The 17311-nt window shown below is 68.1% G+C and carries 19 protein-coding genes; 11 read left to right on the top strand and 8 right to left on the bottom strand.

The window, feature by feature from the left end; genetic code table 11:
* Positions 1 to 238: 238 nt before the first annotated feature.
* Entirely contained in the window at positions 239 to 487 is a 249-nt protein-coding gene (locus tag ABE473_RS11795; protein ID WP_019183414.1) for a YkgJ family cysteine cluster protein, read from the top strand.
* A gap of 11 nt (positions 488 to 498) precedes the next feature.
* On the top strand, positions 499 to 678 hold the full coding sequence (locus ABE473_RS11790; protein WP_019183415.1) for a hypothetical protein: 180 nt from the start codon (positions 499 to 501) through the stop codon (positions 676 to 678).
* A gap of 45 nt (positions 679 to 723) precedes the next feature.
* Here ABE473_RS11790 and ABE473_RS11785 read toward each other — a convergent pair whose 3' ends face one another.
* The 3 genes from ABE473_RS11785 to ABE473_RS11775 are packed head-to-tail and all read right to left on the bottom strand — an operon-like array spanning position 724 to position 2716.
* Complete coding sequence (locus tag ABE473_RS11785) at positions 724 to 1605, bottom strand: DUF4097 family beta strand repeat-containing protein (protein WP_346489598.1); 882 nt, start codon at positions 1603 to 1605, stop codon at positions 724 to 726.
* 11 nt (positions 1606 to 1616) lie between these two features.
* Entirely contained in the window at positions 1617 to 2135 is a 519-nt protein-coding gene (locus ABE473_RS11780; RefSeq protein WP_346489597.1) for a hypothetical protein, read from the bottom strand.
* Positions 2132 to 2716, bottom strand: a complete 585-nt coding sequence (locus tag ABE473_RS11775) for a sigma-70 family RNA polymerase sigma factor (protein WP_346489596.1) — start codon at positions 2714 to 2716, stop codon at positions 2132 to 2134. The genes ABE473_RS11780 and ABE473_RS11775 overlap by 4 nt, the downstream gene beginning before the upstream one ends.
* 135 nt (positions 2717 to 2851) lie before the next feature.
* Here ABE473_RS11775 and ABE473_RS11770 point away from each other — a divergent pair, with 135 nt between their 5' ends.
* Both ABE473_RS11770 and ABE473_RS11765 read left to right on the top strand, forming a co-directional pair.
* Positions 2852 to 3043 (top strand): hypothetical protein, encoded by a 192-nt coding sequence (locus ABE473_RS11770; RefSeq protein WP_346489595.1) that lies wholly within the window; start codon positions 2852 to 2854, stop codon positions 3041 to 3043.
* A gap of 80 nt (positions 3044 to 3123) precedes the next feature.
* Positions 3124 to 3705: a mechanosensitive ion channel family protein gene (locus ABE473_RS11765; protein ID WP_346489594.1), complete on the top strand. Its 582-nt coding sequence runs from the start codon at positions 3124 to 3126 to the stop codon at positions 3703 to 3705.
* Between the two features lie 76 nt (positions 3706 to 3781).
* Here the strand turns inward: ABE473_RS11765 and ABE473_RS11760 are convergent, their stop codons facing one another.
* Together ABE473_RS11760 and ABE473_RS11755 are read right to left on the bottom strand one after the other, a co-directional pair.
* Positions 3782 to 4048 (bottom strand): DksA/TraR family C4-type zinc finger protein, encoded by a 267-nt coding sequence (locus ABE473_RS11760; RefSeq protein ID WP_319211515.1) that lies wholly within the window; start codon positions 4046 to 4048, stop codon positions 3782 to 3784.
* A gap of 109 nt (positions 4049 to 4157) precedes the next feature.
* Positions 4158 to 4709: a DUF2058 domain-containing protein gene (locus ABE473_RS11755; protein ID WP_346489593.1), complete on the bottom strand. Its 552-nt coding sequence runs from the start codon at positions 4707 to 4709 to the stop codon at positions 4158 to 4160.
* A 72-nt stretch (positions 4710 to 4781) separates the two neighbouring features.
* Between ABE473_RS11755 and ABE473_RS11750 the strand changes: the two genes are divergently transcribed.
* The 3 genes from ABE473_RS11750 to ABE473_RS11740 all read left to right on the top strand — a co-directional run bounded on the left by ABE473_RS11750 (position 4782) and on the right by ABE473_RS11740 (position 7697).
* Positions 4782 to 5279 carry a M48 family metallopeptidase gene (locus tag ABE473_RS11750; RefSeq protein ID WP_123730546.1) on the top strand — a complete coding sequence of 166 codons (498 nt, stop codon included), beginning with the start codon at positions 4782 to 4784 and terminating at the stop codon, positions 5277 to 5279.
* Positions 5280 to 5360: 81 nt separating this feature from the next.
* Positions 5361 to 6071: an rRNA pseudouridine synthase gene (locus ABE473_RS11745; protein ID WP_346489592.1), complete on the top strand. Its 711-nt coding sequence runs from the start codon at positions 5361 to 5363 to the stop codon at positions 6069 to 6071.
* 48 nt (positions 6072 to 6119) lie between these two features.
* Positions 6120 to 7697, top strand: a complete 1578-nt coding sequence (locus ABE473_RS11740) for a phospholipase D family protein (RefSeq protein WP_346489591.1) — start codon at positions 6120 to 6122, stop codon at positions 7695 to 7697.
* A gap of 1 nt (position 7698) precedes the next feature.
* Here ABE473_RS11740 and ABE473_RS11735 read toward each other — a convergent pair whose 3' ends face one another.
* Positions 7699 to 8814: an HDOD domain-containing protein gene (locus ABE473_RS11735; RefSeq protein ID WP_346489619.1), complete on the bottom strand. Its 1116-nt coding sequence runs from the start codon at positions 8812 to 8814 to the stop codon at positions 7699 to 7701.
* Between the two features lie 287 nt (positions 8815 to 9101).
* Between ABE473_RS11735 and ABE473_RS11730 the strand changes: the two genes are divergently transcribed.
* Positions 9102 to 10199 (top strand): Glu/Leu/Phe/Val dehydrogenase dimerization domain-containing protein, encoded by a 1098-nt coding sequence (locus tag ABE473_RS11730; protein WP_346489590.1) that lies wholly within the window; start codon positions 9102 to 9104, stop codon positions 10197 to 10199.
* An 80-nt stretch (positions 10200 to 10279) separates the two neighbouring features.
* Here ABE473_RS11730 and ABE473_RS11725 read toward each other — a convergent pair whose 3' ends face one another.
* On the bottom strand, positions 10280 to 13147 hold the full coding sequence (locus ABE473_RS11725) for a S8 family serine peptidase (protein ID WP_346489589.1): 2868 nt from the start codon (positions 13145 to 13147) through the stop codon (positions 10280 to 10282).
* Positions 13148 to 13323: 176 nt separating this feature from the next.
* On the opposite strand from ABE473_RS11725, the gene ABE473_RS11720 reads away from it, so the two are divergent.
* The 3 genes from ABE473_RS11720 to ABE473_RS11710 all read left to right on the top strand — a co-directional run bounded on the left by ABE473_RS11720 (position 13324) and on the right by ABE473_RS11710 (position 15520).
* Positions 13324 to 14499 (top strand): thiolase family protein, encoded by a 1176-nt coding sequence (locus tag ABE473_RS11720; RefSeq protein WP_346489588.1) that lies wholly within the window; start codon positions 13324 to 13326, stop codon positions 14497 to 14499.
* A 124-nt stretch (positions 14500 to 14623) separates the two neighbouring features.
* Positions 14624 to 14965: a hypothetical protein gene (locus ABE473_RS11715; RefSeq protein WP_019183430.1), complete on the top strand. Its 342-nt coding sequence runs from the start codon at positions 14624 to 14626 to the stop codon at positions 14963 to 14965.
* A 150-nt stretch (positions 14966 to 15115) separates the two neighbouring features.
* The gene (locus tag ABE473_RS11710; protein ID WP_346489587.1) at positions 15116 to 15520 is read left to right on the top strand and encodes a hypothetical protein; all 405 of its coding nucleotides are present in this window, start codon (positions 15116 to 15118) and stop codon (positions 15518 to 15520) included.
* A 66-nt stretch (positions 15521 to 15586) separates the two neighbouring features.
* Here ABE473_RS11710 and ABE473_RS11705 read toward each other — a convergent pair whose 3' ends face one another.
* Positions 15587 to 17218: an isovaleryl-CoA dehydrogenase gene (locus ABE473_RS11705; RefSeq protein ID WP_346489586.1), complete on the bottom strand. Its 1632-nt coding sequence runs from the start codon at positions 17216 to 17218 to the stop codon at positions 15587 to 15589.
* Positions 17219 to 17311: the final 93 nt, after the last annotated feature.

Here is a 17311-nt window from a genome sequence, read left to right as displayed (position 1 = left end):
TCATCTTCCGGCCCTGATTGGCCACCGTCCTCTTCGATACTGCCACCGTCGGCCTGTCCGCGGTGCCGGGATCGCTCATCGCTGTGATCCGGCTCGCTCACAGCATGCTTCACCCCGAGCCGCCAAAGAGACACTCAGATTGGGCGAACGCCTGGCTGCACTCCTTACATCGTCCGAGCCCGACCCCATCGACTGCCGTCGTTGCGACGCGGTGTGTTGTCGGCTCACCGTCACCGTGATGCCCGACGACAACGTGCCCGGCTATCTGCTGGACACCGATGCGCGTGGCGGCACGGTGATGGCACGCAACGAAGAAGGCTGGTGCGCTGCGATCGACCCCTATCACCTGCGCTGCACGATCTACTCGCAGCGACCCGCGATCTGCCGCCAGTTCGACATGGGCGGCGATGATTGCCGCCTCGTGCGGCAGGACTACCGTCGACAACAGCAGGATCTGTCGACGTTTTCTTCCACGCTTCATCCATAGCAGGAGCATCCATGGCTCGTACGCCAAAGACCTCCCCCAAGGCAAGCAACACCGTTCGCGTCGACCGCAAGCAAGGGTCCAATTCCGCCGTCAGCAGCCAGAGCATCGCTGCGGATCTGGCTGCCTTCCGCAAGGGTGGCGGCAAGATCGAAGTGCTGGGCAATACCCTGGCACTGAAAAAAGCCGGCTGACATTGCTGCCGACCGCACCGGCATCGGCCGGTGCGGTGGCCGCACTCAGCGGCCCAGGCTGACCCGCACGCTCCCGGAATGGGCGTTGATCGAAATATCCCCATCACCCGAGCCAAGACGCGCATCCAGGCTGCTGCCCGGACCATAGCGGGGCTTCTCCACCTGCCCGGCATCGGATTGGATCCCGCCACTGAACGTCTTGACGTTCAACTGCGCCGATACGTTCACCGGCAGCTTCAGCGCGACCGAACCGCTGACCGTCTGCATCGTCACCTTGCCGCCCGGCGCCATGCCGGTCGCGCTCACATCCAGGCTGCCCGAGACGGTTTCCACCGCCAGCCGCTGGATCCGCCCGGCATTGACGTTGACCCGGCCGGAGACCGATTCGGCCGCCACTTCCCCTGACGCCCCACCGCCGGCCAGCAACTGGCCACTGACCGTGCGCGCATCCAGCCGTGCGGTCTGCAGCTGCGAACGGATGCCACCACTGACCGTGTTCAACGTGGTCTCGCCACTGCGCCCGGCGGCGGTGATGCTGCCGCTGACACTGTTGGCCTGCAGGCGGCGTACGTCGATGTCGGCCACGTCGATGTCCGCGCTGACGGTGCCCAGCTGCACTTCCACCGAACGCGGCACGCGCAGCTCCAGGGTCGCGCCGCCATTGCTGCGGCCGCGCGGATACTCCACTTCCCAGCGCACGCGGTTGCTGCTCTTGTCCTGCTTGAGGGTGAGCCCGTCGGCCAATGAGCCGGTCAGCGCCACGTCACTGCGATCCCAGCCACGGACGGTGACCTTGCCGGCGATGTTGCTGATTTCCACGCGCCCGCCGGCGCCCAGGGGATGGCGCTCGTTGATGCTGGTGGCGGCCTGCGCGACCAGCGGCAGGCACAGGGCAAGCGCGGCGATCAGGGACAGAGGAATACGCATGGGGTTCTCCTTCAGGTGGGCAGGCCGGTGGACAACACCGCCTGCTGGGTCAGTTCCAGCCGCAGCGCATAGGTACGCTGCAGTTGCCCGAGCAGATAGCGCGAGCGCGGATTCTCAGCGATGGCCGCGCGGATGGTGTCCGCACTGGCATCGAGTTCGTGCAGGGCCGGGCGCCATTCCTCGGTGACCTCGGCATTGGGCAGGGCGGCGATGGCCTGCTGGTATTCGCCGGCCATCGCATCGGCCTGGCGCTGCAGCAGCGACGGTGCCGGCGTATGCGGGACCGGGGTCGGCACCACCATCAGCAGCGCCAGCGCGGCCGCCAGGCCGAGCCCGATACGCAGCGGCCAGCGGCCACGTCGGCGACGCGTCGACAACGTAGGCACGGTCGCCGCCGGGGACGTGGCTGCGCTCTGCGCCGGCAGCTGGGCGGCGATGGCCTGCCACACCCGCGCCGGCGGGACGCGCTCGGCCGGCAGGGCATGCAGGCGTGCAGTCAGCTCGTCGTGATCGGAATCATGGGGGTTCATGCGGTTTCTCCTAGGCGCGCACGCAGCAGGCCGCGCGCACGGTGCAACTGTGCTTTGGAACTGCCGACGGCCATCTGCAGCTGGTCGGCGATTTCCTGGTGTTTCCACCCTTCGATGTCATGCAGGACCAGGACCGCCCGGGCCCGTGGCGGCAGCGTTTCCAGCGCCCGCTCCAGGTCCATCGAGGTCCCGGCGCAGCGGTCCTGGGCGGGCAGCATCGCCAACGACTCCCAGCCTTCCTCGCCGGCATCGCGTGCATCGCCGGTGGCATTGGCACGCAGCTCCATCAGCGCGGCGTTGACGCCCAGGCGGTGCAGCCAGGTGCCCAGGCTGCTTTCGAAACGGAAGCCCGGCAACGCGCGCCATGCCTGCAGGAAAGCCTCCTGCAGGGCATCCTCGGCGCGGGCCGCATGGCCGCCACACAGGCGCCACAGCACGGCGTACACCCGTGGCGAATGGCGCCGGTAGATCCGCTCGTACGCCGTGACGTCACCGGCCGCCGCGGCACGCACCAGGGCGTGGTCATCGGCGGCATCGGCCTCGGGCGGGGCGCTGGAAGTGGGCATGGTCGTGTCGAGCATATCCGTTGGATGCGGGGGGCATGGAAAAGGTTTAAGCCGCCGCTGGAGTTCTTTTTCTGCGCGGCCTTTAAACCTTCCTGGCCGGCGCTGCATCCAATCCCTTGTCACTACCGGCGCCCGCCAAGGAGTATCCCCATGCCTTCCAGTTGCCTGGCCCTGCTGCTCTCACTGACCACCGGCTGCACGCTGCCGTGGAGCCCCTTGCAGATCCGGGTCACGCTGGCGCCCGAAGCGCCGGATGTCTGCCTGCAGTACGCGCAGAACGCGCCGCTGTGCGCCTCGGCGATGATCGCTGCGTTCGATGTGTACGGCAGCCCGCGGCCGTAAGCGCACACCACGATGCGGCGAGGCGCATCGGCATTACCATGGCGGGATCGGCACTATCGCTGCAAAGGAATTCCGCCCCCATGAAAGACCATCTGCCCGCCTGGACCCACGACTGGCTGCACTACGGGGTCCCTGCCCTGCAGATTCTGGTGACCCTGCTGGTGGCTTGGCTGCTGCGGCTGGTTGCCCGGCGGCTGATCCGCCGCGTCGGTGAGCACTACACACTCCCGCCGGAAATGATCATGGGCGCACGTCGGGTGTTCACCTTCCTGGTGTATTTCACCGTGCTGCTGATCGTGCTCAACATCGTGGGCGTCTCGGCAACGGTGCTGTGGACCGCCTTCACCGGGTTCGCCGCGGTCGGCGCGGTGGCGTTCTTCGCCGCGTGGAGCGTGCTGTCCAACATCTTCTGCACGCTGCTGATCTTCACCACGCGGCCGTTCCGCCTGCACGATTACATCGAGCTGCTGGAAAACGGTGAGAAGCCTGGACTCAAGGGCCGCGTGATCGACATCAATCTGATCTACACCACGTTGCAGGAAACCGGCAGCGGGCATGAAGGCACGGTGCTGCAGATGCCGAACAACATGTTCTTCCAGCGCACGGTACGCCGGTGGCGAGATCCGTCGCAGGCACCCGGCGGGATCCAGGGGGACGGTTGAGGGCGCGTGCCACGCCGGTTGTAGATACCGACCGTTGGTCGGTATGCGTCATTGCGTGCCGACCAACGGTCGGCACCTACCGAAGCTGGCTGTCCTTGCTGCCGCGCCGGTTGTAGCCGCTGCCTTCGTGCTGGGCGGCGTCTTCTTCTTCCTGGCAGCGCACGCACAGGCGAACGCCGGGGACGGCCTTGCGCCGCGCCTCGGGAATGGGTGCCTCGCACTGTTCGCAGTGGGTCAGCCCGGGGCCGTCGCGCAGCTGTGCGCGGGCCCGCTGGATGGCCTCATCGACGGTGGCGTCGATCTGATCCTGGACGGCGCCGTCGCCTGCCCAACCTGTCGCCATGATGTGTCTCCCATGCCGGTGTCAGGGCACCAGCATAGACCCGGGCCCCGCTGCCCAGCCGACGTAGGGCTGAACGCGCGCGGCGCCGGGTGAACGCTTCAGGCGCGGCTTACCAGACCAGGTCGTCCGGCACCTGGAACTGGGCGTAGTACGCATCGTCGTCGGCGTTGCCGGTGCTCGGCTCGCTGCCGGGCTGGCTGTTGTCGAGCACGATCACGCTGGCATCGCGCTCGCGGACCTTCTCGGCAGCCGCACGCGGCAGCAGTTCGAAGCCGTCGCCATGGCGCACGATCACCAGGCTGCCCGAGGCCAGCTGGCGGCGCAGCACGTTGTTGACCAGCAGGGTGCGGATCAGCGTTCCATCGTTGAAGCGGTACTCGCTCTCGCCTTCCCGCTTGACCTTGTGCGCCTCGATGATCTGGCGGACCTGGGCCTGCAGTTCCTGGGCATGGGCCTTGGCCTTGCGGTCGGCTTCCAGCGCGCGATCGCGCTCGGCCTTCTCCGCGCGCAGGCGATCGGCCTCGCGCTGGCTCTCGCTGGGCGCGACCGGGGCCTTGCCGTGGCGGGCTTTCACCTGTTCACGGGCGGCCTGGGAGACCTGGGATTTCTTGACCAGCCCAGCCTTGAGCAGCTGCTCCTGCAGGGGATTTGCCTTCGCCATACGCCTAGCATCTGTTGTTGCGGGATTCCGGAGGCCATCATACTGGTCTGCCCGTCCCGCCCCAACCGCCCGATGACCGCCCTGAAGTACCTCGCCGGCTATCCCGACGCCCTGCAGCAGCAGGTGCGCGAGCTGATCGCGGGCGACCGGCTGGGGCCATGGCTGGAACGCCGCTACGCCGAGCTGCACACGGTGCGCAACGACCGCCAGCTGTACGACTACACCCAGGGCCTGAAAGAGCGCTACCTGCGCCAGTCCGCGCCGCTGTCCAAGGTGATCTACGACAGCAGGCTCCAGGTCCTCAAACACGCACTGGGCACCCACACCACGGTCTCGCGGGTGCAGGGCAGCCGGCTCAAGGCCAGCCGCGAGATCCGCATCGCCACGGTCTTCCGCGAGGCCCCGGCCCCGTTCCTGAAGATGATCGTGGTGCATGAACTAGCCCACCTGAAGGAATCGGACCACAACAAGGCCTTCTACCAGTTGTGCACCCACATGGAAGCGGACTACCACCAGCTGGAGTTCGACCTGCGCCTGTACCTGACCCACCTGGAACGCACGCCGGGCTGAGCCGCGGCGGCCGTCATCGCGCAGCGCCGCGCCCCAGCCAGTACACTCCCCGCCCGCTTCCCGTTTTATGTTGCCTGCCCGATGACCGACCCGATCCGACTCGACAAACGCCTGACCAGCCTGATCGGCTGCTCCCGTGGCGACGCCCAGCGCTATATCGAGGGCGGCTGGGTGACCGTCAACGGCCAGGTCGTCGAACAACCGCAGACGATGGTCACCGACGAGACGATCGTGCTGCGCGAGAACGCCGAAGCGACCCGGACCGAAACCGTGAGCATGCTGCTGCACAAGCCGGCCGGCATGCGCTCGGACGAACTGTGCGCGCTGGTCACCCCGGAGAGCCGCAGCGAGCTCGATGCCACCGGCGTGACCCTGCTGCAGCGGCATTTCCACGCCCTGCAGCTGGTGATGCCGCTGTCCGACGACGAGAGCGGCCTGGTGGTGGTCAGCCAGGACGGACGCGTGATCTCGCACCTGAAGGATCGCGGTGCGACGCTGGAGCAGGAATACCTGGTCGAAGTGAGTGGCGAGCTGGCGCCCTATGGCATGAAGCGCCTCGCGCACGGCCTGAGCTTCCGCAGCTGGCCGTTGCCACCGTGCAAGGTGAGCTGGCAGAACGAAACCCGCCTGCGCTTTGCGATCAAGCCGGTGCATCCGGGCCAGCTGCGCGACATGTGCGCCCAGGTCGGGCTGGAGGTCATCAGCATCCGCCGCCTGCGCATCGGCCGCGTGGCGATGGGCAAGCTGGTCCCGGGCCAGTGGCGTTACCTGGCACCGGACGAGCGTTTCTAAACCGCGCCAGCACTCGCCCTGCACGCCCCTCCCGCTTACGATCGGGGCATGACCGAGAAAAAACCGTTCTGGCGCCGGCTGCTGCGCTGGCTGGGGATCGTTGTCGCCCTGCTGATCCTGCTGGTGCTCAGCGGCCTGCTGCTGGCCGACCACCTGACCCCGCAGGCCGTGGGCGAGCGTTCCACGGTGCTGCCCACCCGGGCCGACCAGACCCCGATCGATCGCGAGCTGGTCCGCCTGCAGGCCGAACATCCCGGCCAGACCGGTGTCGCCTTCCTGTCCGACGGGCTCGACGCGTACGCCGCGCGCGCGGTGATCACCCAGCACGCCGGCCGCAGCCTGGACCTGCAGTACTACATCTGGCACGACGACCTGATCGGCCACCTCATGACCAACGAGCTGTACCGCGCGGCCGAGCGTGGCGTGCGCGTCCGGATCCTGCTCGACGACATGAACGCGCAGGACAAGGACGCGCTGATGATGGCGCTCGATGCGCATCCCAACATCGAGATCCGCCTGTACAACCCGTTCCGCAACCGCAGCGGGCTCTGGCGCCTGGTCGAGATGGTGCAGCGCGTTTTCAGCGTCAATCACCGCATGCACAACAAGTCCTGGATCGCCGACGGACGCGTGGCGATCGTCGGCGGCCGCAACATCGGCGAGGAGTATTTCAGCGCACGCCCCGACGTGAACTTCCGCGACCTGGACCTGCTGGTGGCCGGTGCAGCGGTGCAGCAGGCCAACACGATCTTCGACGACTACTGGAACAGCGACACCGCGGTGCCGATCCGCGCCCTGGCGTTCTACACCGAACCGCAGCTGCGCCTGCTGATCCGCGAAAGCGAACACGAAGCGCGGCTGGACAGTGCGAAGCCGTACCTGGCGCGCGTGGCGCGTTCACAGGCGGAGCGCTCGTATTACCGCGATGCGCTCGACCTGCACTGGACGCCCAACGTGGAGATCGCCTCGGATCCACCGATGAAGCATCGCCGCGACGACCAGGCCGGCTGGCTGGTGACGCGCCTGGTCGAGGAACTGGAAAGCGCACAGCACAAGGCGCTGCTGATCTCGCCCTATTTCGTGCCCGGCGAGGACGGCACCGAAGGGCTGGGCGCGATGGTCGCGCGCGGTGCCCAGGTCGGGGTGATCACCAACTCACTGGCCGCCAATGACGTGGCCGCCGTGCACAGTGGCTACATGCACTACCGGGCGCCGCTGCTGCGCAGTGGCGTGCAGCTGTACGAACTCAAATCGCGCGGCAACGTCGACGGCGGCGGCCTGTTCGGCAGCAGCGGCGCCAGCCTGCACACCAAGGCCTTCATGGTCGATGACCGGCGGGGCTTCGTGGGCTCGTTCAACCTCGACCCGCGTTCGGCCTATCTCAACACCGAGATGGGCGTGCTGTTCGACGACCCCGTACTGGCCGGGCAGCTGCGCCAGGAGTACCTGCGCCTGGCCAGCCCGAGCCAGAGCTACTGGGTGGCCCTGGGGCCGGACGGTGACGTCCGCTGGCTGGAACGCGATGCCCAGCCACCGCAGTGGCTGTATACCGAACCGGATACCGGGTTCTGGTTGCGCGTCAGCGCGCGCGCGATCAGCTGGCTGCCGCTGGAATCGCAGCTCTAGCTCAGCCGGCCCCGGCGACCTCGAGCTCGGCTTCTTCACCGTCCAGGGTCTCCACCGCACGCCCGTGCACGCGCCGCCAGATCCACTGCAGCGCATGCGGCGGCGTGCCGTCCAGTTGTTCCAGCAGGGCCAGCGCCTGGACCTGGCCGATCTGGCCGTGCCGGCACAGCAGGCTGGCCGCCGCCGCCGCGCGGGCGAAACGCAGGCTCGCCGCCAGTCCACTGCCGCTCTGGCGGATCAAGGCGTCGTGCACGGCCTTGGGCAGCTCCCATGCCGCCGCGATGCGGCTGGCCACCGGCAGGATCCAGTTGTCGAGCAGGTCCGCCGCCAGCGCACGGGGTGGCGCGGCCACCGACTGCTGCGCACAGGCATCGAGCAGGTGGCGCATCACCAGCGCTGCGCCCAGGCCCTGGGTCAGGCCCAGCCACTGCGCGGCGAAGCCATCTTCGTGGGTCACCGTGCGGGCGTGGTCGGCGGCCGCGCGCGAGGCCAGCAGCGCGTGCTCCCAGATCACCGCACTGAACTGCGGAAACGCATCGCACTGCAGCTGCATCACCGGCTGTACCAGCACCGCACTGATGATCTGGCGGATGCCATCGGTCCCCACCAGGGTGACCGCGCGCTGCAGCGTCTCCACCGGGCGCGCCTGCACCCGGTAGACGGGGCTGTTGGCGATGCGCAGCAGGTTGCCGGTCAGCACCGGATCCTGGCTGATGATCGCGGCCATCGCACGTGCCGATGCATCGCTGTCGTTGACGGTCTGGATCAGCTGCGGCAGCAGCTGCGGCCGACGTGGGAGGTGCTTGGCCGACCAGTCACGGGCCAGCAGCGACGCCGTGACAGCATCGCGCAGTTCCACCGTGTGCGGCGCCGCGGCATCGGCGGCATCGCCACTGCGGGGCACCAGCGCGAGCGTGTGCAGCCCGGCCTGCAGCACCGCGACCGGATCGGTGCCCGGCGACAGAGCGGCGGCAGGCACTGCCGTCGCCCCCGCCTGCCCGGCGGCGGCACGCGCTCTCGATGGCTGCGCCACGGCACGCCGGTGGCGGACCAGGCCGATCACCCCCAGCAACGCCAGCACGGCGGCGCCAACCAGCATCACGCCGATCACGCCCATGGCCCTGGACACGCCGGATCCCGCACTTGCCTTATTGCGACTGCGCCCACGTGATCCTTCCTGCGATGACCGGCCATCCACACCGTTGCCACGGCATCGGCCTGTGCTTCAGCAACTTTAATGGCGGCGCGACGGGAGAGCCCTGACAACACCCTCCGCCGGAATGCACTAGAATGGCGCCGCGCGACCCGTCCGAGACCCGACGACGTCGCTTTTTTTGTTTTACAACCCACCTTTTGCTGGCGCGTTCGCCGCTGTTCGCCACCGTTCGCACCATCGGAGCCACCATGTTATTTGAAACCCTCGAAACCACCGGTCACGAACAAGTGGTGTTCTGCCACAACCGCGACGCCGGTCTGAGGGCGATCATCGCCATCCACAACACCACGCTCGGCCCGGCCTTGGGCGGTGTGCGCATGCGCCCCTACGCCAGCACCGACGAGGCCCTCGCCGACGCGCTGCGGCTGAGCCGCACCATGACCTACAAGAACGCGCTGGCCGGTCTGAATGTGGGCGGTGGCAAGGCGGTGATCATCGGCGACCCGAAGCGCGACAAGTCCGAGGTGCTGTTCCGCGCGTTCGGCCGTTACGTGGATTCGCTGGGTGGCCGTTACATCACTGCCGAGGACGTCGGCACCGATGTCAACGACATGGAGAACATCTATCTGGAGAGCGAGTACGTCACCGGCGTACACCAGGTGCATGGCGGCTCCGGCGATCCGGCCCCGTTCACGGCGTATGGCGCCCTGCAGGCGCTGATGGCGTCGATGCAGCACAAGCTGGGCCATGAGGAAGTCGGCAAGGCCAGCATCGCGGTGCAGGGCCTGGGCCACATCGGCATGGAACTGGTGAAGCTGCTGCGCGACCGCGGCGCCAAGCTGTACGTCAGCGACCTGGACAGCGCGCGCGTTGACCGCGCGGTCACCGAATACGGTGCCGAAGCGGTCAAGCCGGAGGACATCTACGACGTCAACGCGGACATCTTCGCGCCGTGCGCGCTGGAAGGGGCGATCAATCCGGACACGCTGCCGCGGCTGAAGTGCAGGATCGTCTGCGGCACCGCCAACAACCAGCTCTCGAGCCTGGAAATAGGCGACGAACTGCATGCGCGCGGCATCCTCTACGCACCGGATTACGCGGTCAACGCCGGCGGTGTCATGAACGTCTCGCTGGAAATCGACGGCTACAACCGTGAGCGCGCGATGCGCCTGATCCGCAGCATTTACCACAACCTCGGCCGCATCTTCGCGCTGTCGCAGGCCGAGGGCATCGCCCCGCAGCGCGCCGCCGACCAGATCGCCGAATCGCGCATCCTGTCGATCGGCAAACTGAAGATGCCGCTGGGTCCCAGCACCCCGCGCCGGGGCACCCTGCGCGGCAACTGAGCCGTTGGGCGATACAACGAAAGAGGGCGCGATCATCGATCGCGCCCTCTTTTTTACACACGTCGCAGTGAGACCGGCCGTCAGAACCCGGCCGAATAGCGCAGCTGCACCTGGCGCAGATCGCCCCGCGGGCCGAAGCGCTGGTCGTAGCCGAACGCCAGGCGGCTGGTGCGGCTCAGCCACGATTCCACCGAGAGTCCGAACAGCCCGCCCGAGCGGGCCGGCTGCAACCCGGCCACCGGTGCCCAGGCCTCGACCCCGACGAAGCTGGCGTCCAAGGCCAGGCCGTCGCTGGACAGATGCTGTTGCCACTCGGCGTAGCCGCGCAGCGACCAGCCGCCCCAGCGACGCTCGGCACGCAGACCGGCCAGGGCCTGGCTGCGCGTGCTCACGGCATCGTGCGCACGCAGGCCAAAGCCCATGCCGCCCGCTTCGCTGAAACCGTCGCTGTCCACCCGGGCGTACTCGGCGCCCAGGTAAGGCGTCAGCGAGGCGGTGGCGCTGCCGAAGCGGTAGCCCGATTCCACGCTGGCCGCGCTGAAGCTGCCGCCGTAGCGCGCGTTGACGCCGTACTGGCCGGCCCCCAGCAGCAACTGGCGATCGATCTCACGGGTGAACTGGCCGGCACCGATCTGGCCCATCGCATACGCACGGCCGGTCCCCCAGCCCGCATACACCTGCGCCTGCGATTGACGGTCGCTGCCGCGGTCACTGCCCCACTCCCGGCTGCCGTAGCTGCGCGTTTCACCGAACGCGAAACCGAGCATGCCGTGGCTGCCCAGCGCCATGTCCTGGCCCATCATCCAGCCCCGGGTCGCCACCCCGTTGCCGGCGAAGCTGCCCTGGCCCGCCTCGCCCAGCGTGCTCTGCCAGGCACCGCGCAGGCGCGGTGCGGCCTGCACGTCACCGACCCGTGCCGACAGCGCACGACGGTTCATGTCGATGCTGTCGAAGGTCGCCGCCGTGGCCAGCGCATGCGCCTTGCCGGACAGGCTGTCCAGGCTCGCCTGCAAGGCGTTGGCCCCATCGACCTGCTGCAGCTGGCCGGCCGCGTCCGCGAACCCGTCCAGCGCCGCCCCGTTGCCATCGAGCACCTCGAACGCGGATTCCACGCGCGCCGCCGACGCCAGCGCCGTTCCACCGAGGCCGGCCTGCAGGCTGGCGCTGGTCACGTTGATGCGGTCGGTGACCAGGGTGACGTCGTTGCTCGCATGCAGCAGGCTGGCCTGGAGCAGGGTGCCGGGCGCCAGCCCGTTGGTGACGCTGGCGAAGGTGCCGGTCACCCCACCGTCGGCGTGCAGCAGCGGCTGCGTGCGTCCGTCCCGGGGCACGTAACCGGCGATGATGCTGTCCACGCGGACCGTGCCGGCCAGGGTGGCGGTGCCGTTCACCATGAGCGGGTTGGCACCCAGTGCGACCACCAGTTGCGCGCTGGCACGCTGGATGTAGTTGCCTTCGATGACCGCATCGATGTTGTCGCTGCGCAGGATCACGCTGGCGCCGTTGTCCACGTTGCCGCTCACCCGCGTGGTACCGTTCATGAACTGCAGCGCCGCGCCGTTGGGATCGCCTGCCTGCGGCACGATGAGCACGTTGGAACGCAGCGACGCACCGCCGCGCAGCGCGAGGGTGCCGCGCTCGATGAACGTGTCACCGGTGTAGGTATTGGCGCCGGCCAGGGTCAACGCACCCGCACCCTGCTTGGTCAGCCCGCCGTTGCCACTGATGTCGTTGCTCCACACCGAATCCAGCCCCAGCGTGCTGACATTGACCGTCGTATCGCCCCAGTCCAGCCTCGCCGGACCATTGATCGCCTTGGCGATGTTGAGCAGGCCGTAGCCGAACGTCCGGTCCACGCCGGCCGCGCCGAGATCGGTCGCGGTGCCCAGCAGCGTCTGGCGCACCAGGTCGTTGGTGAAATACGGATATTTCTGCCACACCAGGGCCGCCGCGCCGGAGACCAGCGGCGCCGCATAGGACGTGCCCGAGCCATAGTAGTACTCCGGCGTGCCCCCCTTGTTGGCCGGATCGACATAGGCCACCGTGCCCGGTGCGGCGAGGCAATACTGCGCCGCGACGCCGCAGGCGTTGGCATACGAAGCCAGCTTGCCCGGGTCTGCGGTATCGACCGCGGTCACGCTCAGCCAGCCGCGTTCCAGATCCGCCGCGGGCAGGCTGCCGCCCGGCCCAACCTGGCTGGGCAGCGCCGCCATGCTGGAGGGATCGGGCTTGCTCTCGTTGCCGGTGGCGAACACCACCAGGCCGCCGTTGCTGATGATGAAGGGCCGGTATTCCTGGGCGATCGGCGCGGTGGCCGACGGGTTGGTCCAGTACAGGCCGCCCCACGAGTTGTTCATGATCTTGACGCCGGCCGCGATCAGGTCCTGATGCACGCCGTCCAGGCCGATCGCACCGGTCACTTCGTTGCCACTGCCCGAGCCGTCATCGACGGGGCGCTTGTCGGCGATGATCCGCGCCGAGACGATCTGCGCTTCGCTGGCCACGCCGCCCGGCCAGCTGCCTACCCTGCGACCGGCGGCCAGTTCGGCGACGACGGTGCCGTGGCCGACCACGTCGTCCACATTGACGTTGTTCACGCGCGGATCGACGTAGCTGTAGTTCGCCAGCACCCGTCCGCTGAGCGCGGGATGCTCACGGTTCACGCCCGAATCGACGATGCCGATGCGCACGCCTGCGCCGGTCCAGCCGGCGGACTGCGCCGGCCCCGCCTGGACGATGGCCAGGTGCGCGTCGATCGCCGGCTGCGGCGTCGGCGCCGTGGTCGGCGGTGGAGAAGGTGGCGTGGTGGGGGGCGGCGACGGGGGCTGGGTCGGAGGCGGCGACGGCTCCAGATCCCCGCGGACATTGCTGCCTCCGCCTCCGCAGGCACTCAGTGCCAACGCCAATGCCGCGGCCAAGGCCGACCTGCCGATCACAACCTGCTTCATCCCTGCTCCCCTTGTGAATGGACCTTCCCCACCTGCCTGCCTCCCGGGCAGACACCGGCGGTCAATGCCGACCCTCTATACTGGACCGACCCCCACGCAGTCTGCCGGGAAATGCGGCGGCTTCCAACGCCCGCGTTCCCATTCCGCTCTTCGCTCACGCACCAAAGAGATTGCACATGTCCAACATCGTCATCGCCGCCGCCAAGCGCACCGCCATCGGCTCCTTCCTGGGCCAGTTCAACGGCGTGCCGTCCCCGACCCTGGGGGCCACCGTGATCGCAGCGGCCCTGGAGCAGTCCGGAGTACCGGCTGCGGACGTTTCCGAAGTGATCATGGGCTGCGTGCTGCCGGCCAATCTCGGCCAGGCGCCCGCCCGCCAGGCCGCGATCGCCGCCGGGATTCCGGTCTCCACCGGCGCCACCACCCTCAACAAGGTGTGCGGCTCGGGCATGAAGGCCATCATGCTGGGGCATGACCTGATCAAGGCCGGCTCGGCCAGCATCGTGGTCGCCGGCGGCATGGAGTCGATGTCCAACGCCCCGCACATGATCCCCAACTCGCGCACCGGCATCCGCTTCGGCAACTTCCAGGTGATCGACCACATGGCCCACGACGGCCTGGTCAATGCCTACGACGGCAAGGCCATGGGCGAGTTCGCCGAATGCACCGTGGAGAAGTACCAGGTCAGCCGCGAGGACCAGGATGCCTTCGCCATCGAATCGGTCCGCCGCGCGCAGGCCGCGCAGGCCAATGGCGCCTTCGACGGTGAAATCGTGCCGGTGAAGGTCAGCACCCGCAAGGGTGAGGTCGAGTACGCACAGGACGAACAGCCGAGCCGCTCGGACATCGCCAAGATCCCGACCCTGCGCCCGGCGTTCAAGAAGGACGGCACGGTCACCGCCGCCAGCTCCTCGAGCATCTCCGACGGCGCCGCCGCGGTCGTGCTGCTCGCCGAGGAAGACGCCGCCGCCCGCGGCCTGCAGCCGCTGGCCCGCATCGTCGGCCATGCCACTCATTCGCAGGCGCCGGAGTGGTTCACCACCGCGCCGATCGGTGCGATCCAGAAGCTGCTGGAAAAGACCGGCTGGACGCTGGACCAGGTGGACCTGTTCGAAATCAACGAAGCCTTCGCCGTGGTCGCGATGGCGCCGATCCGCGAGCTGGGCATTCCGCACGACAAGGTCAACGTCAATGGCGGTGCCTGCGCATTGGGTCATCCCATCGGTGCGTCGGGTGCACGCTTGGTGGTCACGCTGGTGAACGCATTGCGCAAGCGTGACGCCAAGCGCGGAATTGCTACCCTGTGCATCGGCGGTGGCGAAGCAACCGCCATCGCTATCGAATTGATTTGATTTGGTTTAACGCGCATTTCTCAAAACTGAATGCGCGATCGCTTGACAGCCAATCGTGGCTTGTCATCATGTTGCCGGGCGCGCAATAGCGCGTTGCCTAATCTAACGACGAGGATTCACAACAATGAGCATCAACAAGCTGCTGATCGCAATGGCCCTGGGCCTGGCCCTGACCGCCTGCTCGAAGCAGGAGCAGGCTGCTGACGCCGCCGCTTCGGCCAACGAAGCCGCCGCTGACGCCCAGGCCGCTGCTGACCAGGCCGCTGCTGCTGGCGCCCCGGCTGCTGACGCTGCCCAGGCTGCTGCTGACACCGCCACCACCGCTGCTGACGCTTCGGCTGATGCCGCTGCCCAGGCTGCTGGCGCTGCCACCGACGCTGCTGCTGAGCAGGCGAAGGACGCTGCCAAGACTGCGGAAAACACCGCTGAGCAGGCCAAGGACGCTGCTGAAGAAGCCAAGAAGTAATAACTTCTTTCTTCAAGCAGGTCTGAAGAAGCCGCTGGTTCGCCAGCGGCTTTTTCTTTGGGTGTTCTTTACCGCGCTGCCGCGCGCACCGCGTCTTCACAGGCGCATGAATAGGCTGGCCTCCCATCCATCGCCGTTCTGGAGCGCCACATGAAGATCCGTCCGCTGACCACCTCCCTGCTGGCCGCTTCCCTGCTGCTCGGCCTGGCCGCATGCAAGGGCCCGGAGGCCGAACAGGCCCGCCGTGACGCCGCGCAGGCCGCCGACAGCACCAATGCCGCCGCGCGCGAAGCCGTCGACAAGGCTGCTGCGGCCACCCGCAGTGCCGCCGATGATGCCGCGGCCGCCTCCGAGCGCGCTGCCGCCGATACCCAGCAGGCGCTCGACCGCGCTGCAGCGGCCACCTCCGAAGCTGCCGGGGAAGCCAAGGTCGCCGCCAAGGATGCGGCGGCCCACGCCAGCGAGTCCACCGCCGACGCCGCGCAGAAGGTCGCCGACAAGGCACGCGACGTCGCGGACGATGCCAACAGGAACGCCAACGAAGCCAAGCGCTGAGTCCGGCCGTCCTTCAAGTGCATCACGTGGGTCACGACGCCCCCTCCCTTGGAGGGGGCGTCTGCGTTATGGGAGTGCGCGGCCCAGCACGGCCCCGAAATCGATATCCGCCGGCAACGTGCCGAACGCCATCCCATGCTCGGCATCGAGCCGTGAACGGATGAAGGCCGATGTGTTCGGACTCTGCGCCCGCAGCAGGACCGCGGCCTGCAACAGCAGCGCCAGGCGTTCGGTGATACGGCGGGCCTGTGCCTGCTCCGGCGTGGCCGCGAGCTGGGCGCGCAACGCCCGCAGCGCAGCGTCATAGATCGCATCGGCACCGGCCACCGCATTCAATTCCGCATCCAGCGCGTGCAGCACGTGCGGTTCGCGTGACAAGGCACGCAGTACGTCCAGGCACTGGATGTTGCCGCTGCCTTCCCAGATCGAATTCAACGGCGCCTGCCGGTACAGCCGCGGCAGCATCGACTCCTCCACATAGCCCGCGCCGCCGAGGCACTCCTGTGCTTCATTGACGAACACGGCCGCGCGCTTGCACACCCAGTACTTGCCCACGGCCGTGGCGATGCGCGCGAACGCGGCCTGCTGTGGATCGGCGCCGGCCTGGTCCACCGCGCGCGCCACACGCATGGCGAACACCGTGGCCGCTTCGGATTCGATCGCCAGATCGGCCAGGACGTTGGCCATCAGCGGGTGCTCGCTCAGCCGCGTGCCGAAGCTGCTGCGGTGCCGTGTGTGGTGCAGCGCCTGGGCGAGCGCCATGCGCATCTCGGCGGCGGCACCGAGCATGCAGTCCAGCCGCGTCATCATGACCATGCCGATGATGGTGGCCACCCCGCGCCCTTCATCGCCGACACGCTGCGCCCAGGCACCGCACAGCTCCACCTCGCTGGAGGCGTTGGACCAGTCGCCAAGCTTGTCTTTCAAGCGCATCAGCCGGAACGCGTTGCGGTTGCCATCGGGCAGGCGCCGCGGCATCAGGAAGCAGCTCAGTCCCCCCGGCGCCTGCGCCAGCACCAGGAAGCCATCGGACATCGGCGCGGAGAAGAACCACTTGTGGCCGACCAGCGCATAGCTGCCATCGGCTTGGGGCTCGGCCCGCGTGGTGTTGCTGCGCACGTCCGAGCCGCCCTGCTTCTCGGTCATGCCCATGCCCAAGGTGATCCCGGTCTTGTCGGCGATCGGCACGTCACGCGGGTCGTAATGCGGGGCCGCCGCCTTGTCCGCCCAGACGGCGAGCGACGGATCCTGGCGCAGCACGGCGACGGCGGCGTGGGTCATCGTCAGCGGACAACTGGTCCCCGCCTCGGCCTGGTGATGCAGATAACTCAATGCCGCGCGCGCGACATGCGCACCCGGCCCACCATCGTGCCAGGACAGCCCGGCCACGCCGTGCGTCTTCGCCGTGATCATCAGCTGGTGGTACGCCGGATGGAACTCGACCGTATCGATGCGATGGCCCTGCGCATCGTGGGTGCGCAGGCGCGGCCGATCGCGATTGGCGTCGAAGCCGATCCGGTACAGCTCATCGCCGGCGAGGCCGCCATAGCGCGCCAGCTGGCCCATGAACGCGGCGCCTCCCTCGCGCTGCACTGCTTCGGCCAGCGCGACGTCATCGGCCCACAGATTGCGCCCCCCGAATGGTGGCGGCTGGTTGCTCACCTCGTGCGTTTCGAACGCGGGCAATGCTGACGTCATCACGGCGAGCTCCTTGCAGACAGATGCACCGATTCTGCCGCATCCCCCTGCAGGCCGCCGTTCATGCGGATTCTCACCTCCTGCACGAGCGCG

The organism is Stenotrophomonas sp. TWI700 (assembly GCF_039673645.1).
Lineage (GTDB): Bacteria > Pseudomonadota > Gammaproteobacteria > Xanthomonadales > Xanthomonadaceae > Stenotrophomonas > Stenotrophomonas maltophilia_AA.
Note: the sequence above shows the minus strand (reverse complement) of the source record. Positions and strands in the feature narration are given on the sequence as shown.